This is a genomic window from Staphylococcus arlettae (assembly GCF_025560845.1).
Classification (GTDB): domain Bacteria; phylum Bacillota; class Bacilli; order Staphylococcales; family Staphylococcaceae; genus Staphylococcus; species Staphylococcus arlettae.
The window spans coordinates 522,134-548,656 of sequence record NZ_CP094803.1; the positions used below are offsets into that span (position 1 = coordinate 522,134).

23 protein-coding genes and 1 pseudogene are annotated in these 26,523 nt (G+C 33.7%); 13 read left to right on the plus strand and 11 right to left on the minus strand.

Annotated elements, in window-relative coordinates; genetic code table 11:
• Nucleotides 1–95: 95 nt before the first annotated feature.
• From MUA37_RS02335 to MUA37_RS02385, 11 genes are all read left to right on the plus strand, one after another.
• Complete coding sequence (locus MUA37_RS02335; RefSeq protein ID WP_107377079.1) at nucleotides 96–2,015, plus strand: FUSC family protein; 1,920 nt, start codon at nucleotides 96–98, stop codon at nucleotides 2,013–2,015.
• A 124-nt stretch (nucleotides 2,016–2,139) separates the two neighbouring features.
• The gene (locus tag MUA37_RS02340; RefSeq protein WP_002510558.1) at nucleotides 2,140–2,556 is read left to right on the plus strand and encodes a DUF2188 domain-containing protein; all 417 of its coding nucleotides are present in this window, start codon (nucleotides 2,140–2,142) and stop codon (nucleotides 2,554–2,556) included.
• 196 nt (nucleotides 2,557–2,752) lie between these two features.
• A complete protein-coding gene (locus MUA37_RS02345; RefSeq protein ID WP_002510559.1) occupies nucleotides 2,753–3,451 on the plus strand; it encodes a GTP pyrophosphokinase in 699 nt (232 codons plus the stop codon).
• A 238-nt stretch (nucleotides 3,452–3,689) separates the two neighbouring features.
• Nucleotides 3,690–4,370, plus strand: coding sequence for a GntR family transcriptional regulator (locus MUA37_RS02350; RefSeq protein WP_002509995.1), 681 nt, complete (start codon nucleotides 3,690–3,692; stop codon nucleotides 4,368–4,370).
• A 33-nt stretch (nucleotides 4,371–4,403) separates the two neighbouring features.
• Nucleotides 4,404–5,951, plus strand: a complete 1,548-nt coding sequence (gntK, locus tag MUA37_RS02355; protein WP_142019391.1) for a gluconokinase — start codon at nucleotides 4,404–4,406, stop codon at nucleotides 5,949–5,951.
• A gap of 138 nt (nucleotides 5,952–6,089) precedes the next feature.
• Nucleotides 6,090–7,448, plus strand: coding sequence for a gluconate:H+ symporter (locus tag MUA37_RS02360; protein ID WP_222985238.1), 1,359 nt, complete (start codon nucleotides 6,090–6,092; stop codon nucleotides 7,446–7,448).
• A 286-nt stretch (nucleotides 7,449–7,734) separates the two neighbouring features.
• Complete coding sequence (locus tag MUA37_RS02365) at nucleotides 7,735–8,808, plus strand: YkvI family membrane protein (RefSeq protein ID WP_232191053.1); 1,074 nt, start codon at nucleotides 7,735–7,737, stop codon at nucleotides 8,806–8,808.
• Between the two features lie 518 nt (nucleotides 8,809–9,326).
• On the plus strand, nucleotides 9,327–10,526 hold the full coding sequence (locus MUA37_RS02370; protein WP_262624797.1) for an AraC family transcriptional regulator: 1,200 nt from the start codon (nucleotides 9,327–9,329) through the stop codon (nucleotides 10,524–10,526).
• 435 nt (nucleotides 10,527–10,961) lie between these two features.
• Nucleotides 10,962–12,365 (plus strand): MFS transporter, encoded by a 1,404-nt coding sequence (locus MUA37_RS02375; protein WP_103388734.1) that lies wholly within the window; start codon nucleotides 10,962–10,964, stop codon nucleotides 12,363–12,365.
• Nucleotides 12,366–12,388: 23 nt separating this feature from the next.
• The gene (gene uidA, locus MUA37_RS02380) at nucleotides 12,389–14,179 is read left to right on the plus strand and encodes a beta-glucuronidase (protein ID WP_142019396.1); all 1,791 of its coding nucleotides are present in this window, start codon (nucleotides 12,389–12,391) and stop codon (nucleotides 14,177–14,179) included.
• A 255-nt stretch (nucleotides 14,180–14,434) separates the two neighbouring features.
• Nucleotides 14,435–14,620, plus strand: coding sequence for a hypothetical protein (locus MUA37_RS02385; RefSeq protein ID WP_002510002.1), 186 nt, complete (start codon nucleotides 14,435–14,437; stop codon nucleotides 14,618–14,620).
• A gap of 58 nt (nucleotides 14,621–14,678) precedes the next feature.
• Here the strand turns inward: MUA37_RS02385 and MUA37_RS02390 are convergent, their stop codons facing one another.
• Nucleotides 14,679–14,948: a DUF1413 domain-containing protein gene (locus MUA37_RS02390; RefSeq protein ID WP_002510003.1), complete on the minus strand. Its 270-nt coding sequence runs from the start codon at nucleotides 14,946–14,948 to the stop codon at nucleotides 14,679–14,681.
• Nucleotides 14,949–15,119: 171 nt separating this feature from the next.
• Between MUA37_RS02390 and MUA37_RS02395 the strand changes: the two genes are divergently transcribed.
• Nucleotides 15,120–15,824, plus strand: a complete 705-nt coding sequence (locus tag MUA37_RS02395) for an SDR family oxidoreductase (RefSeq protein ID WP_262624798.1) — start codon at nucleotides 15,120–15,122, stop codon at nucleotides 15,822–15,824.
• A 73-nt stretch (nucleotides 15,825–15,897) separates the two neighbouring features.
• Nucleotides 15,898–17,464 (plus strand): annotated as a pseudogene (locus MUA37_RS02400) (IS3 family transposase).
• Nucleotides 17,465–17,992: 528 nt separating this feature from the next.
• Here the strand turns inward: MUA37_RS02400 and hisIE are convergent.
• The 10 genes from hisIE to MUA37_RS02450 form a co-directional block, all read right to left on the minus strand.
• Nucleotides 17,993–18,622: a bifunctional phosphoribosyl-AMP cyclohydrolase/phosphoribosyl-ATP diphosphatase HisIE gene (hisIE, locus tag MUA37_RS02405; protein ID WP_103388736.1), complete on the minus strand. Its 630-nt coding sequence runs from the start codon at nucleotides 18,620–18,622 to the stop codon at nucleotides 17,993–17,995.
• Nucleotides 18,619–19,377 (minus strand): imidazole glycerol phosphate synthase subunit HisF, encoded by a 759-nt coding sequence (gene hisF, locus MUA37_RS02410; protein ID WP_002510006.1) that lies wholly within the window; start codon nucleotides 19,375–19,377, stop codon nucleotides 18,619–18,621. The genes hisIE and hisF overlap by 4 nt, the downstream gene beginning before the upstream one ends.
• The gene (hisA, locus tag MUA37_RS02415) at nucleotides 19,374–20,078 is read right to left on the minus strand and encodes a 1-(5-phosphoribosyl)-5-((5-phosphoribosylamino)methylideneamino)imidazole-4-carboxamide isomerase (protein WP_142019398.1); all 705 of its coding nucleotides are present in this window, start codon (nucleotides 20,076–20,078) and stop codon (nucleotides 19,374–19,376) included. The genes hisF and hisA overlap by 4 nt, the downstream gene beginning before the upstream one ends.
• Complete coding sequence (gene hisH, locus MUA37_RS02420; protein WP_002510008.1) at nucleotides 20,053–20,649, minus strand: imidazole glycerol phosphate synthase subunit HisH; 597 nt, start codon at nucleotides 20,647–20,649, stop codon at nucleotides 20,053–20,055. The genes hisA and hisH overlap by 26 nt, the downstream gene beginning before the upstream one ends.
• Entirely contained in the window at nucleotides 20,646–21,224 is a 579-nt protein-coding gene (hisB, locus tag MUA37_RS02425) for an imidazoleglycerol-phosphate dehydratase HisB (RefSeq protein ID WP_002510009.1), read from the minus strand. The genes hisH and hisB overlap by 4 nt, the downstream gene beginning before the upstream one ends.
• Nucleotides 21,202–22,206 (minus strand): pyridoxal phosphate-dependent aminotransferase, encoded by a 1,005-nt coding sequence (locus MUA37_RS02430; RefSeq protein WP_002510010.1) that lies wholly within the window; start codon nucleotides 22,204–22,206, stop codon nucleotides 21,202–21,204. Before MUA37_RS02430 ends, hisB begins: the two co-directional genes overlap by 23 nt.
• On the minus strand, nucleotides 22,199–23,461 hold the full coding sequence (gene hisD / locus MUA37_RS02435) for a histidinol dehydrogenase (RefSeq protein ID WP_031266806.1): 1,263 nt from the start codon (nucleotides 23,459–23,461) through the stop codon (nucleotides 22,199–22,201). Before hisD ends, MUA37_RS02430 begins: the two co-directional genes overlap by 8 nt.
• Entirely contained in the window at nucleotides 23,451–24,068 is a 618-nt protein-coding gene (gene hisG / locus MUA37_RS02440) for an ATP phosphoribosyltransferase (protein WP_002510012.1), read from the minus strand. Before hisG ends, hisD begins: the two co-directional genes overlap by 11 nt.
• Nucleotides 24,069–24,086: 18 nt before the next feature.
• The gene (locus tag MUA37_RS02445; protein ID WP_002510013.1) at nucleotides 24,087–24,905 is read right to left on the minus strand and encodes an ATP phosphoribosyltransferase regulatory subunit; all 819 of its coding nucleotides are present in this window, start codon (nucleotides 24,903–24,905) and stop codon (nucleotides 24,087–24,089) included.
• Nucleotides 24,906–25,126: 221 nt separating this feature from the next.
• Nucleotides 25,127–26,428 (minus strand): D-serine ammonia-lyase, encoded by a 1,302-nt coding sequence (locus MUA37_RS02450; protein ID WP_142019399.1) that lies wholly within the window; start codon nucleotides 26,426–26,428, stop codon nucleotides 25,127–25,129.
• Nucleotides 26,429–26,523 lie beyond the last annotated feature (95 nt).

The following is a 26,523-nucleotide window of genomic DNA, read 5'->3' on the forward strand; positions in this document are numbered from 1 at the left end:
AATAGCAATTAATTAAATGAATGTGTAACTCTCAAAGCGCAATATACTTAAACGTAATTTATGTAAAAACAAAATAATATAGGAGATGAAAGACATTGTTGAATTACTTACAATCGCTGATGCGCTTTAATACCATGAAAATTGATATTGGCAAAGGCTTACGCCAAGCTATATTAATGTTTATTCCATTAATGATTGGTTATCTAGTAGATTATTTTTCCATTGGTTTACTGATAGCTACAGGTACCTTAGCGCATATTTATGTATTTGGTGGCTCAGTTCGATCTAAGTTACGAATTGTCCTATTAACAACCTGTGGACTTTCTATAGCTATGGTTCTAGGTTCGTTAACGGTCAATCAACCATTGATTTTTGGAGGATTATTATTAGCTGTTACTGTTATTCCATATTACATTTTCAGTGCGCTCAATATTCCAGGGCCATCTTCTACTTTCTTTATCGTTGCATTTAGCTTGCCGATTAATTTACCTTATGCGCCGGAAGAAGCCTTAACAAGAGGGGTAGCCATGTTTATCGGGGGCTTGTTAGCTACGGTTGTTGTAGTTATTACTATTATACTAACTAAAGAATCTGCTGAATCGACTGCAATAAAAAGCGACTATAAAATGATAAAGACATTAATTCATAGTTTTAATGATCGTGATGCATTTGGAACAGTTTCACCGAAAGCAGTTGTATCATTTCGCTATACCGACAATCAGCTCATAGCAGCGAGTGGTAAAAAGTCAAAAGAATCGTCAAAATTTCAGCGTATCTTATTGTTGCACACGTTAGCACAAGGTATTTACTCTGAATTACTAGAACTTAATGGTAAAGATAGCCGTCCTTTACCTAATGAAATTAAAGAAATGGCAGATTATATTATTGATATGGTGTTATCTGATGGTAAAACGGATGCTAAGTGGTCCAAAGAAATTGCAGTAGCTTCAGAATACCAAAACCTTGTTGACCACATATTTAAAGTTGACGAAATCATAAATGCTAATGCTGACCGTGTAGAGCATGAAGTAGATATACGCGTTTCTATCTATGGGCAACGTATAATTGAAAATTTAACTTTAGATTCTTATGTTTTCCGAAATACATTACGCTATACAATTATTATGGCGATAGCCGTATTTGTAGCATTAATGTTTGATTTTGATAAAGCTTACTGGATTCCATTAAGTGCACACACAGTTCTGATCGGTGCCACAACAGTACATAGTTTTGAACGTGCAGGCTCAAGAAGTATTGGTACAATTATTGGTGTGTTAATACTATCATTAATTCTATTAAGTACACCGCCTATCCCTGTCGCTATCATCTTATTGACATTAGCTGCTGGGGTAACTGAAATTTTCGTAGGCGCTAACTATTCTTTCGCAGTTATTTTTATAACAATTCAAGTTATCTTATTAAATGGACTAGCATCCAACCATTTGACCATTTTAATTGCTTTACCACGTATTATCGATGTCATTGTAGGTGTGGTAATAGCAGTCATTGGTTTGTTAATCTTAGGTCGCAAAACAGCGTCATCTATGTTACCTGAAACCATTGCTGATGTTGTCAGAGATGAAGCAAAAGTGTTTCACTATTTATTTTCCGAAAATGGCTATCATTCTGTGAAGCAAGATAAAAAGGAAATGGTATTACTCAGTGTGAAATTAAATAATATGATTCAAGTGTATAATAGTGCAAATGGAGAAGTTGCTACTAATAAAAAACGCGTACGTTATCATTATCCAAGTATATATGCTTTAGAAGAGATTAGTTTTATGCTAAAAAGAGCATTAAATAATGCCCAAAGAGAACATATAGATGATCTGAAAATGGGGAAATACCTAGTGATTTTTGAAAATATTGCAAAGCATTTTGAAACAGGTAAGCATATTGAAAAGCAACATTTACCAGAATTACCGCAGTATGTTTATATACAAACAGCATTAAACAATATTCAAAATAATTGTGCAGAATCACGGGAATCCATTTCCTCAATCGAAACTAAATAAACTAAAAAGTGGAACAGAACTATGTAAATGTCATGGTTCTGTTTTTTACTGCTGATATTTTGCACAATGTTTAGTATTAACATTCAGTGGTAAATCAAAAGTAATGAATGGTGGTGGAGATTCAATGCCATGGACGGTGAATGATTATCCACAAAGTTGGAAAAATTTTGAGACATTGAAACGACAAAAAGCGATTGATATTGGTAATGCAATGTTAAAGAATGGTTTTGATGAAGAAAAGGCTATCCCCATAGCCACTAAACAAGCTGAACAATGGTATGACAATGCAACGCAACAAGACTTAGAAAAGTTAAAACATCACAATATTACTATTCATCAACAAGATGAATCAGCAAATCCAGATTTAAATAAGCGCGATGTCCACGTATATTACGAAGATCAAAGCTGGAAAATTAAAACGGATTGTGCCACAAAAGCATCAAATAGTTTTGCTAAAAAAGAAGATGCATTAAAGCGTGCACGAAATATAGCTGCTAATCGTAATACTGAAGTTATTGAACATACAAAAACAACTAATTAACCTCAGCGTTCTGAAAGGATAGTAAACTTTCGAACGCTTTCATAATGCCAACGCACAGTATAAAATTTACATCGACTCCCTTATAAAAAGTTCAAGTAACTTTAAATTTCCAATAATATAAGTTCGATATATTTCTGTATTGCAATAAAATTCGTTATAATAAAATTCAAGAAGAAATTAACTGGAGGATCTAAAGATGTATGTAGAACGTAAGCCTTCCAATTATTTAGAAGATTTGAGAAATGAATTTAAAGATAGTTTTAGTACATTTGAAAATTCTGATGAAGCATTTTCGGTCTTAATTGAGTTCATGAATATTGAAAATATATATAGCGCTGCTGTCAAAAAAATAAGTACAAAGTTAGATATACTCGATGATAATTTTCAGCAAATGCATAAACATAATCCAATACATCATTTAGAAAAGCGTGTTAAAGAACTGGGAAGTATTATCTCAAAATTACAACGGAAAGGTTTACCAATTTCTGTAGAGTCTGCTAACGAGCACTTACAAGATATCGCTGGTGTCCGTGTTATCTGTAACTATATTGAAGATATTTATGCTATTGAAAAATTACTATTAAAGCAACCTGACATAGAATTATTAAAGCGAAAAGATTATATTGAATATCCTAAAAGTAATGGGTATCGTAGTTTACACATTGTAGTATCTATACCGGTCTACCTTACCGAAGAAGTTCAATATGTAGCCGTTGAAATTCAAATTCGTTCTATTGGAATGGACATGTGGGCAAGTTTAGAACATAAAATACGTTATAAAAATGAAGAAAACACTGAACATTACCGTAGTATTTTACGTCAATGCGCCACAGATATCACATCAGTAGAGCACAAGATGCAAGATATCCATTCTGAAGTATTTAATAATAAATAATAGCTTAACCTAAAAAGAGCTTGGAACATTAATTTCGTTCCAAGCTCTTTTTTTAATTGTAAAATCTTTCAAGTTGTAAAAATTTAATACCTCCCTAAAGTAGTGTTATCACGCAGTTGAATCCACTTTTAATACTAGTCTATAAAATGAAAATTGCTGGAAGCGTTTGCAATTTAGTAAAAAATATACTAATATACTTGTATACAAGTATATCGGTGTGAAGCGGAGGTGCTATAAAATGGAATTTGAATATCCTGAACAATGGTTAGAAGGTCTATCTAAAGGTGAAATGATTGCTGCTGAACTTAGATTAGGTATTGTTAAAGGGTCGATTAGTCCGGATACACTATTAACGGAAAATCAAATAGCTAAAGCATATAATGTGAGCCGATCACCTGTTAGAGATGCTTTTAAGTTGTTAAACCAAGACCAGCTGATACATTTAGAACGTATGGGAGCAGAGGTTTTACCGTTTGGAGAAAAAGAAAAAAAAGAGCTATATGATTTTCGAATTATGTTAGAATCTTTTGCTTTTTCACGCATAAAAGACCAAGAACATAGTCAAGTAGTAAAAGAGTTAAAAAAACAACTTGAAATGATGAAAGTAGCGGTAAAGTTTGAAGATGCGGAATCTTTTACAGAACATGATATTAAATTTCATGAAGTGACAATTTTAGCGTCAAAACACCAATACTTAAAAACATATTGGAATCATTTGAGGCCAGTTATGGAATCTCTCATATTATTATCCATGCGAGAAAGAATGAACGAAAACATTAAAGATTTTGAACGTATTCACCATAATCATGAAGTATTTATCGAAGCTGTAGAGCATAAAGATACTAATAAATTACGTCATGCATTTCATTTAAATTTTGATGACGTCGGTGAAAATATAGAAAGTTTTTGGTTACGTTAATGAATTACCAGAATTGCTTAGGAGATGAACGAAATGAAATATATGATAGGTGTCGATGTTGGAACAACAAGTACCAAATCAGTATTATATGACGAACATGGTCAATTTATTATGAAACACAATATTGGTTATCAGTTGCATACACCTAATGTCGATGTTTCAGAAGAAAATCCTGATGAACTATTTGATGCAGTGTTAATGACTGTTAAATACATTGTTAGAGAATCAGGAATAGCAAAAGATGATATCAAATTAATCTCTTTTAGTGCCCAAATGCATAGCTTGATTGCTATGGATGCACAACATAAACGACTTACTGAAAATTTAACATGGGCAGATAATAGAGCGAGTAAGTATGCGGATCTTATCAACCGGGAACACAATGGTTTCGATATTTATCAACGTACAGGTACACCGATTCATCCTATGTCCCCTTTATCAAAAATATTTTGGATGCAACATGAGCAACAAAATACATTTAAACAAACAGCGAAGTTTGTAGATATTAAAACGTATATTTTTTACCAATTATATGAACAATACGTCATTGACCAATCTATGGCGTCAGCTACTGGGATGTTGAATTTAGACTCCTTACAATGGGATGAAGATGTATTAGCTTTATTAGGCATTACAACAACACAATTACCTGAGGTCGTTCCTACAACGCATATTATGAGAGGAATGAAGCATAGATATGCGACGTTAATGGGCATTAACCCGGATACGCCAGTAATCGTAGGTGCTAGCGACGGAGTATTATCTAACTTAGGTGTCAATGCATATAAAAAAGGTGAAGTTGCCGTAACTATAGGTACATCAGGTGCTATTCGTACTGTTATTGATAAACCTAGAACAGATTATAAAGGTAGAATATTTTGTTACGTCTTAACTGAAGACCATTATGTGATAGGTGGTCCTGTAAATAATGGCGGTGTAGTATTGCGATGGTTACGTGATGAGCTACTGGCTAGTGAAGTTGAAACTGCTAAACGTTTAGGAGTTGACCCATACGACGTACTTACACGTATCGCTAGTAGAGTGAAACCAGGATCAGAGGGGTTAATTTTCCATCCTTATTTAGCTGGTGAACGTGCGCCATTGTGGAATGCAGATGCACGAGGTTCATTCTTTGGTTTAACTTTGTCACATCAAAAGGAACATATGATTCGCGCTGCATTAGAAGGTGTACTTTATAATTTATACACTGTATATCTTGCATTAATTGAAGTTATGAATGAAACACCAAATACGATAAAAGCTACGGGTGGTTTTGCTAAAAGTAGTGTTTGGCGCCAAATGATGGCGGACATCTTTGATACTAAACTCAGTGTTCCTGAAAGTTATGAAAGCTCGTGCTTAGGTGCATGTGTGTTAGGTATGAAAGCATTAGGAGAAATTGAAGATTTTTCAATTATTGAAACAATGGTAGGCACAACAAATGAACATTTACCAGAACCAGAACAGGTTGAAGTCTACCAACAGCTAGTTTCTATCTTTATCAATTTAAGTCGTTCATTAGCACCGCATTATGAAGAAATTGCTAACTTCCAACGCAAATATATGGAACATGCGGAATAAATAATATTGTTTACGCACGATGCTCTTTGCTATGTAAACACAAAGAGGTGCGTAAACACTTTTAATAGAGTTTGTTTGGGAGTTTAAGTAAGCGTTATCATAAGGCAGTTAAATCTATCCTTGAAAGGGGAAATAAAAATGTTTGAAACAATTTGGCCTTTGGCTACAGTGGTAATCGGAATCGCTATCCTGTTAGCACTTATAATCTTGTTAAAATTAAATACTTTTATTGCATTAATCATTACATCAATTATTACAGCAATATTGTTAGGTATGCCATTAGATAAAATAATCGAAACAATAGAAAATGGTATGGGAAGTACATTAGGCCATATTGCACTTATCTTTGGTTTAGGTGCGATATTAGGTAAGCTACTTGCTGATGGTGGCGGTGCAACGCGTATTGCTGACACATTAATTAATAAATTTGGTCAAAAGCATGTACAATGGGCTATGATCATTGCAGCATTTATTGTCGGCATTGCACTATTTTTCGAAGTAGGACTTGTCTTGTTAATTCCATTGGTATTTACAATTGCCAAACGTGCGCAAGTTTCACAATTAAAACTTGGTTTACCAATGGTTACTGCTTTATCAGTAACACATGGTTTTTTACCGCCTCATCCAGGACCGGTAGTTATTGCTAAAGAATTAGGTGCAAATTTGGGACATGTATTACTTTACGGAATTATTATTGCGATACCAGTGACATTAATTGCTGGCCCATTTTTTAATAAAATCGCTCAAAAAATCACACCTAGAGCTTACACAAGAGAAGGAGATATCTCAGCTTTAGGGGCACAAAAAGATTTTACAGATGATGAAATGCCAAGTTTTGGTGTAAGTTTAATTACAGCTATTTTACCAGTAATTTTGATGTTAATATCTACAATTGTACAATTGATTACAGGTAATGAAAAAGCAACAAACGGTTTTGAATCTGTTGTTTACTTTATAGGAACAGCAGGAACAGCAATGCTAATTTCAGTGGTCTTTGCAATCTTTTCTATGGGCGTTAAACAAGGGCGAAAAAATTCAGAAATCATGGATTCTGTGTCGAATGCAATCTATCCCATCGGTATGATGATTTTAATTATTGGTGGTGGCGGTACATTCAAACAGGTACTCATTGACGGAGGAGTCGGTGATACAATTGCTACGTTATTTGAAGGTACTGAAATGTCTCCGATACTATTAGCGTGGATTGTTGCATCAGTTTTAAGAATTGCTTTAGGTTCAGCAACTGTTGCTGCTATTTCAACTACAGGTATAGTTTTACCGTTATTACAACATTCTGACGTCAATGTAGCACTTGTAGTATTAGCTATCGGTGCAGGTAGTGTAATTTTATCCCATGTCAATGATGCAGGATTTTGGATGTTTAAAGAATACTTCGGCTTAACAGTAAAAGAAACGTTTTTAACATGGTCATTATTAGAAACGATTATTTCGGTTTCAGGTATTATCTTTATCTTATTCTTAAGTTTATTTGTATAAATATCTTATTTGTTTAATAATATTCTTATTTATAAATAGCTTTTATCTTTTATATTGCGGTAGCAAATAATATAATAGTAAAATAGATACATACCATATATTACGTATGGTATGTATCTATTAGTCTAATTTATAGTGTGTTTATTCAATGAATTAGACACACACAACGCTAACAATTTAACTGTTAGCGTTTTTTATTTATTTAAATGATGGATTTATTTGTATAGGAATAATTGATAAATTTAACAACTACGTTATAGTAAGTTATAAGGGGAGGTTTATACATATGAAAAGAATTATCTTAATTGCGAGTGCTTTTATGGGTGTTATTGTTGGAGCAGGATTTGCTTCAGGACAAGAAGTACTACAATATTTTACGAGTTTTGGGATTATGGGAACGTTCGGTGCGATTATCACAACAGCTCTCTTTGCTTATATTGGGATGATGTTAGTATGGTTAGGTAGTAAGTCGCAAACAGACTCTCATAAACAAGTTATTCATAATATTACTGGAAATTCAATTATTGGAAAATTGCTAGGATGGGCCATTGATGTTGTCATCATATTTACTTTATTTGGTGTAGGCGTGGTAATGATAGCAGGGGCTGGATCCAATTTAAATCAGCAATTTAATGTACCATCAATTGTAGGCACATTATTAATGACAGTATTGATCATTTTAGCTGGCATGCTTCGTGTGGATGGAGTTGTGAGAGTTATAGGTAATATCACACCATTTTTGATTATTTTTATTGTGATTATTTCTATATACAGTTTTATAACTACAGATACACCATTTGCAGAGTTACATAAGGTATCAGACGCAATTCCTTCATCGTTGCCGCATTGGCTAGTAGCAGGCATCAATTATGCTTCATTTAATACAGCTGTCGGTGCCTCCATGGCAATTGTAATGGGAGGATCAGAAAAAAATCCGAAGGTTGCGGCGATTGGCGGTTTAGTTGGGGGTATTGCACTAGGTATTATGATAGTGTTGAGTCATTTGGCTATATTTATGCAAATTAATCATGTAGGACAAATGGATATGCCGATGTTAGGTATAGTTAATAATATTTCACCTATTTTAGGTTTCATCATGGCAATTGTAATTTTTGCGATGATCTTTAATACGGGGCTTGGTATGTTCTATGCTTTTGCGACACGTTTTACCGTAGTGAATACGAAGCGATTTAAAGTATTTTATACGGTATCTGTAATTATAGGATTATTGTTAAGCTTTGTTGGTTTTACAGATTTAGTAGCAATTTTCTATCCATTAATTGGTTATTTAGGTTTGATTTTAATTTTTGTATTAATTTATGCTCCATTTAAATTGAAATTTGGTAAAAAGCAAACGTAAACTTAAAATAAGTGAGACTTGGACATAGATCCGATTGTCAAAATAAGAGGACGAATCCTTAATATGGATTCGCCCTCTTTACATTTAAAACATTCGATTTTGACTGTGCATGCTTGCCTGGGGTATGGTTCGAGCCTGTAGTCTCTCACGCATACTATTCCCCTCGGGCGTCAACACATTTCAAAATTGGTACAATTTATATTTTGTTATTCAAAAATAAGGTCCATTGAAAACAACCAAAAAGTTAAACAAGAAGTTGGTTTAGTCTCAATGGTATTGAATTCACAAAATTTCATAAAAATAAAGCAAACGTTAAATTCTCTATCTTTTCAGATAGAAATTAACGTTTATTTTTTAATCTTTACTATGTTATTACCCTATTAAGTTATATTTTTCGTGAGTGAGCTCACTCTATCCAATTAGCTATAATTTCCAAAATTATTAAATTCCTTTACATGTTTTCTCTAACAATCTTACTATGTGGTTGTATATAATGGATAAGTAGGGGTGGGGATATTATGAGTTATGACACTTTAACTATGTTGAAAGCACATGCGATTGAATTATTGGGTATTGAAGTACAATCTTATACGATTGATGACATAACAGGCTTAATTAATAACATTAAAACGCCTTTTACCAATACGCAACGCAAACAATTTACAGAAAAATTCCGTTATTTTATTCAACGCATGAAAAGTAATAAAATTTATCATTATCGTAATTATTTTGGGGTCAGCGTATTACTTTTTAAGTATGATAAGAAAAATACAATATATTTGGTCGGACCTTATTTAGAGCAGCGTCCAAACGAACAAAAATGTAAAGCTATGTTAGAAGAGTTAAATGTAAAGGTTACAAAATTAAATGTATTAAAAGAATATTTGCTACAAATTCCAGTATGTAATCACATTAAAGCGCAAAAAATGTGTCGGCTAGTCGTCCGTTTTATTAAAGAAAGACAATATGTGTATGAAATTGAAGATATCAATTTTAATTTTCATTTAAATATTAATAAACAAGCGACTTATGAAGTACAAACACAATATATCACTCAAAATTTGGAAGCACGATATAATCTGGAAAATACATTGTTGATAGCAGTGGAAAACGGCAATATGAAAGAGGCAATGCTAATTTTAGAAAAGATGAATATGAGTGTCGCCGGTTTAAAACGTGTGAGAGATAATATAAAAAATGCACAATATAAGGCATTTATTGTTAATGTACTTTGTCGTAAAGCTGTTGAAAAAGCAGGTGTTAATTTATTAACTATAGATTACATATCTACGAAATATGCGAAACTTATTGATCAAACGGAAGATGGTGAACTACTATATGAAGTAATCCGACGTATGGTAATAGAGTATACAGAAAGTGCCATTAAAGTAAAAGCTACGACTTACAGTCCTAAAATTAACAAAGTTATACAATATATTGAAATAAACTTATCACGGCAGTTAACTTTGAAGCAGCTTGCCTCATACGTTGACTTAGCTCCAGCATATTTATCTCGAATTTTTAATAAAGAAATGGGTTGCTCGTTAGCTCAATTTATAACGGAATTACGATTAAAAAAAGCTAAATCGTTACTTAATAGGACAGATATGACTGTAACACAAATCGCACAAGCTGTTGGTTATCAACAGACGAGTTATTTCACTCAAAAATTTAAAGAATATTACAAAGTTACTCCTTTAAAATATCGTAATCAGTAATCTAAAATTTGCATGAAACCTATGTTTTTATGAATGTTTAAAATAAGAGTAACTACTTATGTAAAATTTATAATGAAAATGTAAATATAATAATTTTTACATGCAAATATAAGAAGTTTAGCTCTAACTTAACTATTAAAAAAGCTACGTCACACATGTTATTGCTAAGTATAATAATACAAGTATCCAATGTCAGAGAAAGCCCGAAATTACAACTTTCACTCTATTTAAAACACAAAATTAAGAGTTCAGTAATATATAACAACGTTGTTATATATTGTTGACTGTTTTCTATATAAAAATATAATAAGCATTAGTAAGCGAATAAAAGAAGCAATGAATATATGCAAAGGAGGAAAAAAATTTAACTAAATAAGAAAACGCTTACATTCAGGGTGGTAGCTATTATGCGTGTTTTTACAAAGGGGTGAAATTATGGTTGTAACGAAATTAAAGCCGGCAAATAAGAAATTAAAAACATTTAAAGCCATTCAAGAACCTAAACTGAAGATGAAAGAAAAAATATCATACGGTTTTGGTGATTTAGGTAACGGCATGATGTTTGATATGGGGCAGATTTACTTACTAAAATTTTTAACTGATGTCTTAGGAATTTCAAGTGTCTACGCTGGTTTAGTCTTCTTAGTATCAAAAATCTTTGATGCATTTGTAGACGTTGGTGTAGGAAGTTATATAGATAATCAAAAAAATTATAGTAAAAAGGGGAAATTCAGACCATTTATTATATATGGCTCACTGCCGTTAGCAATAATGACTGTTGTCACTTTTTTAACACCTAATTTTAGTGAAACAGGAAAAATCATTTGGGCATTTGCAGCTTATATGGCATTTAATGCTGCTTATTCAGTAGTTAATATTCCATATGGTTCATTATCAGCATCAATGACTTTAAATGCCGATGATCGAACGCAACTCTCAGTTTTTAGAAATATGGGCTCTCAAGGTGCTTTGTTTTTAGCAGGTGTGTCAGTTATACCAATAGTTAGTTTATTCCCGAATGAAGCGGTGGGTTATCCTATTGCAGTCGCAGTGTTAGCAATATTTGGAATGGTATTCCATGTGATTTGTTATAAAGGAGTAAAAGAGCGACATGTTGTAGAACGACCTGATGTTAAAGGTTTAGGTAAAAAAGCTTTTTTATCATTATTTAAAAATGTACCATTTATTGTTTTAGTAATTTATACGTTATTGACAATAACTGCTCAATTTTTAAAACTAAATGTTCAATTATTCTATTTTGACTATGTACTGGGTCAAGAAGGATTAGTGGGCGTTGTAAGTACATTAAATGTAATTGTCGTTATACCGGCTGTAATTCTCACAACGTATATAAGTAAGCGTGTCGGTAAAAAAATGACAGCTATAATAGGAACGGCTGGTTTTTCAATTTGTGAGTTATTGAATTTTACATTATTCGGTGGAGAAGTAATTCCATTTTTAATTGTAAATACATTAGGTTCCATGTTTTTAGTTATTCCAACAACTGTATCATGGGCATTTATTGCAGATGTTGTGGAATACGGACAATGGCAAAATGGATTGCGTTCTGAAGGTATTATTTATTCTAGTTATAGCTTTACTAGAAAGTTATCTCAAGCTTTAGCTGGTTTCTTACCTGGTTTAGCACTTGCTATGGTAGGTTTTAAATCAAATGTGGAACAAACAGCAAGTACAATAGTTGGCATGAAATTTGTTTTCTTCGGTTTTCCTTTAATCATAACGATTCTAGGATTATTCATATTTTTAATTTTCTATCCATTAACAGATAAGCGACATAATCAAATTGTAAAAGAATTAGCATTACGTGAAGAACTATAATCAATCGAAAGGGGCATATTATTATGCTATATCCAATTACAAATGAAACAAGAACGACGTTAGATTTAAATGGTGTTTGGAGTTTTAAACTAGAACATGATCATGACAATATTGATGTCTCTCAACCATTAAATACAGATAAAGTAATGGCTGTACCCGGTTCATACAATGATCAAGGTGTAACAACGGAAATACGTAATCACGTAGGAAATGTGTGGTATGAACGTCAATTTACTATTCCTAAAGTTTTAGAAGGTCAACGTTGTGTCTTACGTTTTGGCTCGGCAACACATAAAGCAACAGTGTATATTGATGGCAACATAGTTACTACACATACTGGAGGATTTTTACCATTCGAAGTGGAACTAGATACACAAGATGCTATTGGTGAACATCGATTAACTGTATGCGTAAATAATATATTAGACGAAACTACATTACCAGTAGGCAAGTATTATGAGCAAGAAGGTCCAAATAATACGACCATTAAAAAGAATGATCCTAACTTTGATTTCTTTAACTATGCAGGTTTACATAGACCTGTAAAAATTTATACAACACCTCAAACTTATATTCAAGACATTGCAATTGTGCCTGAAGTATTAGAAACACACGCAAAAGTCAATTATGATGTGTCGGTAAATAAACAAGCAGAGGTGCATGTGCAAGTATTAGACGAACAACAGCAGGTTGTAGGTGAAAGTACTGATGCTAAAGGAACAATTAACATTGATAATCCTACATTATGGCAACCATTAAATGCATACTTGTACCAGCTCGATGTTTCAATTATTAATAATGGAACAGTCGTAGATACTTATAGAGAACCTTTTGGAATTCGTTCAGTTAAAGTTGCTAATGGCCAATTTTTAATTAATGACAAACCCTTTTATTTTAAAGGCTTTGGTAAACATGAAGACACATATTATAGTGGACGTGGGTTAAATGAACCAGCGAATGTGTTAGATTTTAATTTGATTAAATGGATTGGTGGTAATTCATTCCGTACTTCGCATTATCCATATTCTGAAGAAATGATGCGTTTAGCTGATGAACAAGGCATTGTTGTTATTGATGAGACAACAGCAGTAGGTGTTCATCTGAACTTTGATATGGTATTAAATGGTGGCACGAATAGAGATACATTTAAAGAAATAGCTACTAAAGAAGCCCATGAAGCGGTGATTGAGGAATTAATTGCACGTGATAAAAACCATGCTTGTGTTGTAATGTGGTCAATTGCTAACGAACCAGCATCAAATGAAAAAGGTGCAAAAGAATATTTCGAACCACTTATTAACTTGGCACGTGAACAAGATCCGCAAAATCGTCCTGTAACTATAGTTACAATACTGACATCACAACCAGACGTCTGCCAAGTTCAAGATTTAGTAGATGTCTTATGTCTCAATAGATATTATGGTTGGTACACACAAACAGGTGACCTTGAAGCTGCCAAAATAGCTTTACAACAAGAACTGGACGCATGGGGAGAAGCTCAACCTAATAAGCCTATTATGTTCACAGAATATGGTGCAGATACTTTAGCGGGACTGCATACTGTTACAGATGAGTTGTTTACTGAAGAGTATCAAGTCCGTTATTATGAAGCTAATCACGAAGTAGTGGACCAATATCCAAACTTTATTGGTGAGCAAACATGGAATTTTGCTGATTTTGAAACTAGTGCTGGCTTAATCCGTGTACAAGGTAATAAGAAAGGTATCTTCACTCGTGAACGTCGTCCGAAATCGGTAGCATATTATTTCAAAAAACGTTGGGAAAATATTCCAGATTTTGGTTATAAAAATTAATACTTTCCGCGTGTAATGATAGTCATAAAATAGAGTTGTTGTATAAGTAACAAAATAAAGATGACGTAGTGTGAAAACTTTTTAGATGGTTCATACTGCGTCATTTTTACTATATAAAAATTGTCCATTAGGAATAATAAAAATGACTATTTTGTGAAGTTAATCACAAATTCTTTTAATTTAATACAGAACTGTGTAAGATAAAAAGTGTAAAGACAAACTCAAAAAGTAAATTATAAGTTGGAGTGATAAATTATGAGAGCAGTTATTGAAAGTGTAATCTTTTCAAATGAAAGTAGCTATGACATATATAAACATACCGGTGTTAACCAAGGCATGATAAGTGATTTGAAAGACGGTTATCGGAGCATTGATTATATTTGCTATGTGGACGCTGAAAAGTTGTATAACTATGGCAAAGTACTATTGTCAGCTTCATAATTAAATGAAAAGCCAAGTATCCTCATAAGTGAAAAGGATAGCTTGGCTTTTTATATTGCTAAATATATGCTTTGAAATTGGTTTTAACCTCGTTATAGTCATACTCTAAATTGTACATGCGCATACGTATGTTGTCTTCGCTAACATATGGGATACGTAAATGATCATGGTTATTAATGTAGCGACGAAATTCTCGTTCAAGGTATTTACGATGATTTAAGTCTAAGTCAATCCATTCTTCTGCTGAAAAGAGCTCTGCAAACTTAAAGCTAAAACTTGTACGATCCTTTTGTTGACGTAATGCGTCTAGTCGTGTATCGAAAGTCATCATTAATCCCCCTAAAATATTATGATTACATTCTAGTTTATACTACCAAATAAACTTTTGCATGTATTTATCGGTAGTAATTGGCTCACTAAAGCATAACAGTAAAGTCTCTTTATAGAATATGATAAAGTGAACGTAGTAAAAAGTAAAACAGATGGAGGTAAGAATTTTATGACAGAATTAGCGAATAAAGTGGCAGTCGTTACGGGTGCAAGTAGTGGTATTGGAGCAGCAATAGCTAAATCATTTGCTAGCCATAAGATCAATCTCGTATTAGCAGGAAGAAACGAAACACGTCTTAAAAACGTAGAAACAAAAATTACAACGCAATATGATGTAAATGTAGAAACACATGTAACTGATGTTACATCAAATGCGTCTGTCAACGGGCTTATTGAATTTACAAAACAAACTTTTGGTCAAATTGATGTTTTAGTTAATAGTGCGGGACAAATGTTATCCTCAAGTGTAACTGAGGGCAATGTGGACGCATGGGATACAATGATAGATGTTAATATTAAAGGGACATTGTATGGTATTAATGCCGTAATACCAGAATTTTTAGCACAATCTTCTGGTCACATTATAAATATTGCATCTATTTCTGGCTTTGAAGTTACAAAACAAAGTACATTATATAGTGCGACAAAAGCAGCAGTGCATACTATTACACAAGGGTTAGAAAAAGAATTAGCGAAAACTGGTGTAAGAGTTACGAGTATCTCACCAGGCATGGTAGACACACCGTTAAGCAGTGATACAGACTGGGGCGGACGTAAAAAATTAGAAGCTAACGACATTGCGGAAGCAGCAGTCTATGCTTTATTACAACCAGCACATGTTAATGTCAATGAAGTGACAGTACGTCCGGTTTAATTAGATGGCATAAGAAAAAAAGAGGCTGGGAGAATACTGATGATATGCTCCCTTCAAAGTAGACATTAAAAAAATGAAAACTTTGAAGGGAGTATTTTTATGTCTAGAAAATTAATTGACTTAGATTTATTACAATCAGTTTTTAATAATTATGAAAATGGTATGAGTTTCGAAAGCATTGTAGAAATAGTTGATGTTAATCTATCTCCAGAATATCTCCGTTATATGTACAATAGGTATTTAACAAACGGCTTATATTCTTTAATACGTAACTCACAAAATAATAAGTATTCATTTCAATTTAAAATGAATGTAGTTCAGGAATATTTGGATAATGATATATCTTATAAAAAATTGGCCATTAAATATAATATTCCTGCCCATGAAACTGTACGCAAATGGGTAAATCGTTATACTGGAAGAAAAGAGAATACCAATTATTCTCCAAAACAAGAGGTGTATACGATGAAAGGTAAAACAACAACATTCAAAGAACGTCTTATAATTGTAGAATACTATTTAGATAATGAAATTAGTTATAAAGATTGTGCTAAAAAATATGATGTTAGTTACGGTCAGTTGTACCAATGGGTACAAAAGTATAAATCACATGGCCGTGATGGCCTCCAAGACGGTAGAGGCAAAGGCAAACCTAAATCTATATTAACACCAGAAGAACAGAGAGAAGCTGAAATCCAAGAACTAAAAGATCGAAATAAAATATTAGAAATGGAAAATAAAGTCTTAAAAAAATATCAAGAAATAGAAAGAGAGATGATAAATCAACAAGCAAAAAAATCGCAGCATATGAAACGATTGAAGCGCTAAGAAATGAATTTCCAATTAAACATTTATGCCAAACTTTAAATATTTCACGCGCAAGTTATTATAAATGGTTACATCGAAAGCCCACACAAAAAGAATTTGAAAATAAAATATTAATAAAAGAAATCAAACACATTTATGAAAAATATAAAGGCATTTATGGATATAGACGAATTTATATTTATATTCGCCTATATTTGCATAAAAAAGTAAATCATAAACGTGTTTATCGGTTAATGAATCAACTAAATTTAAAAGCAGTTATCCGCCGTAAACGCAAGCGCTATAAGCCTTGTACTCCTCAAACGATAGCCGAAAACGAATTAAATCGTGAGTTTCAAGAAAGAGAGGCTAATAAAAAATGGCTAACAGATGTAACTGAGTTCCAACTTGAAAATGGAAGTAAAATATATCTTAGTGCAATATATGATTTGGGAACAGGTAAAATCGTAAGTCATTATTTGGGAAATTCAAATAACAATCAACTCGTATTTAAAACATTTGATAAGGCAGTCAAGACTGTAACTAGTACCGAAGGTATTATATTTCATAGCGATCGTGGTTTTCAGTATACTTCCCGATTATTTAAAAATAAGTTAAATCACCATAAGATGATACAAAGTATGTCTCGTGTTGGAAAGTGTATTGATAATGGTCCTATGGAAGGTGTTTGGGGAATTATTAAATCTGAGATTTATAGAGGTTCTAAACGGTTTAAATTCGAAAGTATAGAAGAAGCATTTCAAGTTATAAATAAATATATAAAGTTTTTTAATAATGAAAGAATTACATTAAAAATGGCTAATCTCGCATAAAACGAGACTAACCAATTTTTTAATTATTTACTTGTCTACTTGACTGGGTGCAGTTCATGATTCGTCCCAACCTCTTTTCATATGGGCAGTAGCTGACTGTTTGCTATATTGGCAGTTTTTATGCACGCTTTCCGTGGGCACTGCCTCAGCCTGTAGTCTTCGGCTAGTGCTTTACCCACAGGAGTCGGCATAAATACTGCCAACAGGATATAGGTTATATGTACCAGATGATTTGATAGGTCGACATTATCTCCTACTAAGTAAATATACGAAAAAGCACTATTATTTTGACAAAACTATATAAGTAGAAAATAAACAAACCCTTCGCAAATTAATTCAAAGGATTTGTTTACGTTATGGAGGCTAGAACATCATTGCTTTGTTCTAGTCTCTTTTCATATGGGGCAGTAGCTGACTGCATTGAAAATGCGCTTCGAACCAAGCTTGTTTCAAAGCTAGTCATCCTTGCCGGGGTGGGACAACGAAATCATTTTTTCAAAATCAGATTTCTGTCCCACTCCCTTGAACTTACCAATTGTCTATATCAGAACGCTCTCCTTTAAAGTTGTTGGACTTTTTATGGCGTTCTGCAAGTACTTGTTCCACAGATGCAAAGTCGATATCTAAAGCTTGCAACAAGACAAATAAATGATAAAGTAAGTCAGCAGTTTCGTTGGTTACTTCATTTTTATCTTGTTTCATACTACCAATAACTACTTCAAATGCTTCTTCACCAAACTTTTTCGTGATTTTTTCTAGTCCTTCTGCTAATAAATATTTAGTATATGAATTGTTTTTAGTAGAGTTTAAACTGTCGACAATTGTTTCTGCTAGGTTTTGTACATAAAATGGTACTGTAGTATTGAAACAACTTTGGCTGCCTGTATGACAAGTTGGTCCATTAGGTTTGACTTCAATTAATAAAGTATCTTGATCACAATCTAAATGCATTGAAACAACCTCTTGAGTATGGCCAGATGTTTCGCCTTTAACCCATAAACGTTCTTTAGAACGTGAATAGAAACAGACAATTTGATCAGCGATGGTTTTATCATAAGCAGCTTTATCCATATAACCTAACATTAATACTTGCTTAGTAGTGCTATCTTGTAAAATTACTGGGAGTAACCCTTTACTAAAATCTGGTTGTTGGGTCATCGTACTGGAATACCTCCTTCTGACATACATGTTTTAATCTCATCTACGGTAGTTTCTTTATCATGTAATATACTCGCAGCTAACCCTGCAGAGACATCTGTTTGTTTAAATAAATCAACAAAATGACTCGGTTTGCCGCCACCACCTGAGGCGATAATTGGAATGTTAACGCGTTGTTCAATTTCATGTAAATGTGTGACATCAAAGCCTTGTTTCATACCGTCATGTGTCATACTTGTAATCAATAACTCTCCTGCACCTAAAGCTTCAACTTCTTGCACCCAATCATATACACGTTTGTTAGTGCGCTGTTTACCACCATGTGTGTAGCAATAATAGTCTTCGAGTTCAGAGTCATAGTTACTATCAATCGCTATACAAATACATTGGCTACCAAATTTATTACTCGCTTCTTTGATAAATTGTGGGTTTTTTAAAGCACTAGAATTTAGAGATACTTTGTCAGCACCATGATTAAGTAATTGAGAAATGTCATCTAATGTTGATATGCCACCACCAACAGTTAATGGTATGAAAAGTTTGGCGGCTGTCTCTTGGATGACATCTAATACTAAATCATGTCCTGCTTCTGTTCGTGAAATATCTAAAAAGACTAATTCATCAGCACCTTGATCATTATAATAGAGTGCATAATCTACAGGGTTACCAATATCGCGTAAGCCTTTAAATTGAATACCTTTTACAACACGTCCATCTTTAACATCTAAACAAGGAATGATTCTTTTTTTTATCATTTTAAGCCCTCCCAAAATTCTGGTTTGTGTGCGGCTTTTCCTACAATGGCAGCATCGACGCCTAACTGTTCTAATTGTGTTAAGTCATCTTGATTTCTAATGCCTCCCGATGCAATAACAGGTATGTTAGTTTGACTGGCAAGCTTTCCTGTTATTTCAAAATTTGGTCCTGCCATTCGTCCATCTTTGGAAATGTCAGTATAGATAATACCTGCTAATGGCAAGTCATTGATTTGTTCCAAAAATTCAAAAAGGTCCAGTTGTGCATCTTGTTCCCAACCATTAATCTTAATAGCTTGTTTATAAGCATCGATGGAAAGGCAAATACGATCTGGGAAAGTATGTGTTATTTCAATTAGCCATTCAACATCTTGAATAGCCTTTGTCCCCACAATACAAAAATCAATACCATCATTAAAATATGTGTTAATTGTATCTACAGTACGGATGCCACCGCCTACTTCCATAGGTTTTTCAGTTAATTGTCTTAAAGTATGAATATAGTCATGTTCAATTGCTGATTGTGCTTTAGCACCAATTAAATCAACAATATGAATACGGTCTACACAGTCAAATTGACTATAAAACTTAATACTTTCTTCGGCACTTTTGGCCATTTTTTCCTCAGAATCATATTTACCTTCTGTTAGTCTGACGCTTGTTGCATTGATTAAATCAATTGCTGGCCAAAGTTTGATCATTTGAAAATCCTCCTTGAAGTGCTTGGTTTAAAATTGAAAGGCCATACATACCACTTTTTTCAGGATGGAATTGTATACCGGTAAAATTTTTATATTGAACAATTGCAGGTATTAGGGTGCCGTAATCAGCATATGCAACTACATAGGGTGACATCTCCGCTTGATAAGAGTGCACAAAATAAACATCTTTATTTAATGTAGGTATAGAGCTACTTAAGTTATTCCAGCCCAAATGTGGTACAGGGTAGGTGGTCTTAATTGGTGTCACTATACCGGGAATTAATTTCAAACCATCAACATCACCTTCAGCGCTATGCTCATACATTAATTGCATACCTAAGCAAATACCAATAACTGGAATATTAGTAATTTGTTGTAATGTAGTTATTAAATTTCGAGATGCTATAGCTTGCATGGCATCTCGAAAATGACCTACGCCTGGTAAAATAATCGCATCGGCTTGACTAATTTCAGAAGGTTGATCAGTAAGTATTGAATTGTAACCCAAATGTTCAACTGCACGTTGGATATTTTTGATATTGCCTAAGCCATAGTCAATAATTGCGATCATTCAATCACGCCCTTGGATGACGGGATGCCTTGGTAATCATTCGCTGTCAGTGCTGATTTTAATGCACGTGCAAATGATTTGAAAATTGCTTCAATTTCATGATGAGTGTTCCCACCTCTAATTAAATCAATATGCGTCGTTAATCGAGCATTTATGACAAATGCTCGAAAGAACTCTTCTACAAGCTCAGTGTCAAAAGTGCCTACTTTTTCCTTGCTTAAAGTTGCATTAAAAGATAAATAAGGGCGACCACTAATATCAATTACGGTACGTGCAAGTGTTTCGTCCATTGGCACGTAGCTCGCAGCATAACGTTGGAATGTAGTTTTGTCTTTGACCATTTCTAATAGCAATTGACCGAGTACAATACCGATGTCTTCAGTAACATGGTGATCATCTACTTCAATATCACCATTTGCTTCTATATTCAGCGTAAGTTTGCTGTGAAATGAAAATAAAGTCAGCATATGATCTAGAAAACCAACACCTGTTTTGATATTACTAGGTGCATTATCATCTGATAATGTGATTTCTAATTTTGTTTCAGCTGTATTACGCGTTTTTTGATAGTTCATAGTCTTGCCTCCAGTCTTTGATAAGTTGCGCTAAAGTATTTAATTGCTCATCTGTAGCAATGGAATAGCGTACATAGTCTTGCATTATAGTTTCGTCGTAGAAACGTGGTAAAAAACCGTGTTGGTAAATATATTGTCCTAATGATTCAGCTGCTTCTCCTTGTGTTAACACAAAGTTTGTCGCAGATGAGAAAATAGTCATCAAATGTGAAACTTCTTGATTTAACATATCACGTAACCGTTGTGCCAAATAGCGTTGATGATTAATAAACTGTTTTGTTTGCTCAGGGCGTTCAAACATATATAATGCTATTTTTAGTGTAACTGTATTTAATGGATATGGATGTTCGATTTGTTTGATTTTAGCAATCGTTGAAGCTGTACTAATCAATACGCCTAAGCGCAAGCCAGCCAAACCAAATGCTTTTGATAGTGTACGCATTTGTAATACATGATCTACTTTCTCAAAGCTATAGGCAGTGCCAAAATCCAGATACGCTTCATCAATCACAAAGTAGCCACCTATAGCATACATTTTATCAGCAATAGCTTGTAAAAATACCGAATCGTATTGTTTACCTGTTGGGTTGTGCGGATTGCTCATAATAAAAAATGCAGGTCGTACTTCTTCTATTCGTTGTAAGATTGTGTCTAAGTCGAATGTTAGATTAGCTTGTGCTTCAACAAAATGAATAGGGCGTTTGACTTGGGCAGCATATGCCTGGTACATAAAAAAGTCTGGATTAAGTGTTAACACTGGCCCGTCAGGCATAATTAGCATAAGTTTTTGAATCAATTCATCTGACCCATTACCAGCGATAATTTGTTCAGCTTGGAAGTGATAAAAATCGGCATAAGCTCGTTTGAATTGTTCATATTCTGCATCAGGATAAAAGTTAAAAGCAGAATCATTAATAATAGTCGCCAGTTGACTTTCAGATAACGGCCGTAGTGGACTTTCATTTTTGTTTATTCTAATCATTGTCATACTCCTTTGATGTACGAATAGTAATAGATTGTTCATGATTATAAAGCTGTTCCGTATGTGCAATTGTTTTTGCACTTTGTTGTATATCATTAAATGTCTTTTGCGATAGGTTGATTACGGAATGGCGTGTTAAAAAATCATTGACCGATAATCCATTAGTGAAACGAGCATTTTGATTTGTTGGCAAGACATGACTCGGTCCAGCCACATAATCACCAATCACTTCAGGTGAATAGTGGCCTAAGAATAATGCGCCAACAGAGCGAACATGGTGTAAGTACTCTTCTGGATTTTGTGTTTGAATAGAAGCGTGTTCAGGTGCAATTGTATTCATGATATCGCATGCCTCAGTAAAATCGTTTGCCACAACTAAATAATGGTTTTGCGTTAAGCTTGCTTTAACAATATCTTGGCGTTCAATTTGAGTAAGTGTCGCTTGGATTTTATCTTCTAGTCTTTTCAACAATGAAATATCTTCACTAATAACAAATGTACGTGCTAATTCATCATGTTCCGCTTGTGCAAAGACATCGTAAGTGACTGCATCTAAATCTGCTGTGTCATCGATGATAAGGGCAATTTCACTTGGACCAGCAATTTGATCGATACCAACATTACCGAATAAGTATTTTTTAGCATACGCTACGAATTGATTTCCGGGACCAACAATTTTATCAACTTGAGGTATAGTTGCTGTACCATAAGTTAAAGCAGCGATACTTTGCGCACCTCCTACTTGATATACTGAAGTTACACCAGTAATATAACAAGCAGCAAGAACAACATCAGGGATACCTTCTTGTTGTGGAGGTGTAACAACTACAATGTTTTTGACTCCAGCGACTTTGGCTAAAGTTGCTGTCATTAAAACAGTAGATGGATAACTTGCTTTGCCTCCCGGTACATAAATACCAACACTCTCTAAAGGATGATACAATTCATAACATTCATCTTGGCCTTTACGTTCTTCCCATTTAATAGATTGTTGGAATGCTTCGATGCGCTGATGACTTTGTTGTAAAGCACGCTTTAAATCCTCATCTATGCGTGCATAGGCAGCCTCAATCTCTGCATTAGATATTTTGAGCTCTGGATTATCGACATGATCAAATTGTTTATTATATTGCAGTAAAGCACGGTCGCCATGTTTTTTGACATTGTCACAAATGTCTTTAACTATCGAATATAAATCTTCATTCAAAGAAGCGGTTTCTGATAAAGTATTAAAAAATGTTTCTTTATTTAAGATCAATGACTGATACCTCCAATCGTTTGATTAAGCCTTCGATTTCTGTTGATTTTTTAAAGTAGGCTTGTTTATTAGTAATAAGTTTGGCATTGATAGGTTTAATAGTCTCTTTTTCAACAAGTCCATTTGATTTTAATGTAGTACCAGTTTGCACAATATCTACAATACCGTCTACCATATCAACAAGACAGGCAAGTTCTATCGATCCAGACAGTTTAACTAATTCTACATCCATACCTTGAGCTTCAAAATATTGACGTGCAGTTTGCATATAAGAAGTTGCGACTTTAGTAAACTCAGTTGTTTCGGGTTTAGCAGCTAATGAAAAGTGACATTCACCAAATGGTAAATCTAATAAATTATTAATAGTGTAATTGCCTTCTTCTAAAATATCGCTACCTACAATTCCTACATCAGCAACGCCTTGTTCTACATAAATAGGGACATCGCTACCTTTAACTAACACAAATTGAATGTCGTTGACCGTAATTAATAATTGGCGTTCACGGTTTTCTAAAGCATTCACGATAGCTTGTTCATTTTTATTTGCTAAATAACTTATAAAACTTTTTAATAATCTTCCTTTTGCGAGTGCAACGGTAAGCATAATATTCTCTCCTTTAATTTAAAGAATAAACCCTAATCCAAAACCTTCTAATTCGCCTGTATAATAACCACCGGTCAATTGTTGCGCTTTGTTATGTTGCAATGTGCATGTCATAAATGCGCCCTTATAATATGAACGAGGTGGTTGAGGTGTGATATCTAGGTGAATATCAGTAACACCTAATGATTTAAAAAATTGTTCCCAACGTGTTAATGCTTGAATCGTACTATGATCTACTGTGTAAAGTTGTGTTAATAGTTTAAGTTGGTCTGTAGTTTTTGTCATTAATAATTGAACGATTGGATGTGCTGTACCTAACTGCTGAGATAATTCAGAAATGTTGCGTTCTTGTATTAACTTCAAAATTTGAGCGTTTTGTTCTTTGTCTGCTAAGAGTAAATCTATTAACTGATAGTGACCTAGAATGACGAATTCAATATCATCTTGTAAAGTTGATTTAATAAAATCATAAAAGGTTATAAAATCATTTTGCATATCATTAATAGTAGGGTTGTAATGTTCAATACCTAATTGTGTATTAACAATATTATCGCGAATAATAGGACCAGAATATGCCACTTTATTATTAGGTGATGGATAATTGCTATAATAACGTAATAATTGATCTGTAAAGTCGTTACGTAACGCAAAAATCTGATGGTTATGTTGCCAAAAACTTCGTTCAGTCATTTGTTGTAAATCATCTTGTGTTAATGTAGGCCACGTTAATGATTCTATAAAACTGAAGTCCACAAGTTGATAATCTGCTTGTTCAAAATGTTTTAGAAATGCGAGTTCTTTTTCTTTATTTCTGATTAAAGTTGTTGCATTTGTCATAATACCATCCTTTGCGATTTACTTTTGTTCTCTACCGAAGTAAAGGATTAAATGATAAGTTAAACTTTAACATATCTATGTTTTTAATTCAATAAATATTCTGAATATTTATTGAATTAAAAAAGTGATGAAGAAATTCTGTAAGTAACAGTAAATATCTCCATCACATTTGAACTTTAAACAAATTGTTCATACAGTTTTTGATAAGTTAAAACTTATATTTAATGTGACATTAAGTTAGCACCATGTTGAATATACTCAGACATATCAGTTGTAGGGACCATATTACCACCCGTAGACCAAACTATATGTGTAGCATTTTCAAAGTTAAATTGTTGTGATTGTTGTAAAGTTGGAATTATACCTGCAAAACCAGCAGTTGCAGAAGGTTCGACTTGAATGTGTTCATTTTTATTTAATAAGTATAAATATTTGTACATCATGTCATCTGTAACGGTAGCACATCCTAATAATATTGGCATCATGACTTCACCAACGAGTTTAGAAGGACGCGAGACTGCTAAACCATCAGCCGACGTTTTACCATCGATGCCTATATCGGTAACGACAATTTGATCATGAAGTTTTGTTATCATACCTAATGTCATACAAGGTGCGTGAGTTGGTTCTGCAAATAAACAATGAACATGCTCACCAAAAACAGTTTTGAGGCCATAAGCAACACCTCCAGGACCACCACCTACACCACAAGGAAGATAAACGAACAATGGATGTGTTGCATCTACCTTAATATTTTGTGCATCTAGTTGAGTCTTTAAACGTAGTGCAGCTACACTATATCCCAAAAATAAATCTGTAGAACCTTCATCATCAACGAAATGGCATGTAGGATCATCAGCAGCAGCTTTGCGTCCGTTTGCAACAGCTACCTGATAGTCTGATGTATGTTCAATAACATTAACTCCCAGAGAACGTAAACGCGCTTTTTTCCATTCACGCGCTTCATTAGACATGTGCACATTGACATTGAAGCCTAATTTTGCACTCATAATGCCAATACTAAGGCCTAAGTTACCTGTAGATCCTACTGCTATGGTGTATTGTGAGAATAACTGTTGATAATAGGGGGAAGATAAAATACTATAATCATCTTCTAACGACAGGCCACCTTTTTGTTGAGCAATTGTTTCCGCAAATTTTAATACTTCGTAAATTCCACCGCGCGCTTTAATTGAACCTGAAATAGGTAATGCGTGATCACATTTTAAAAATAATGAACCCGGAATAGCAGTGTGAAAGTGATGTTCAAGCGCGCTTTGCATATTAGGAATTTCCATTAATGGGGATTCAATTAAACCATCAGCTTCGCTTGTTTCTGGAAATACTGTTTGAATATATGAGCTGAAACGGCGTAATCGTTGTTGTGCCGCTTCTATATCACTAAGTGAAAATTGCTGTGGTGTCGTCATTCCGTAGTTCGGATTTAGCCACAATATAGGTCTATAATCTTTTAAAGATTGGAGTTCTGGATAGTGTGTTACAAGATTGGAATAAATAGTCATATATTAACCTCCGTTACTAAGCTTGATAGTAATTTTATTATATCAAAAGTGACAGTGCTTAGTGGACGAGAAGATGTGCCAAAAAAAGAGTCAAC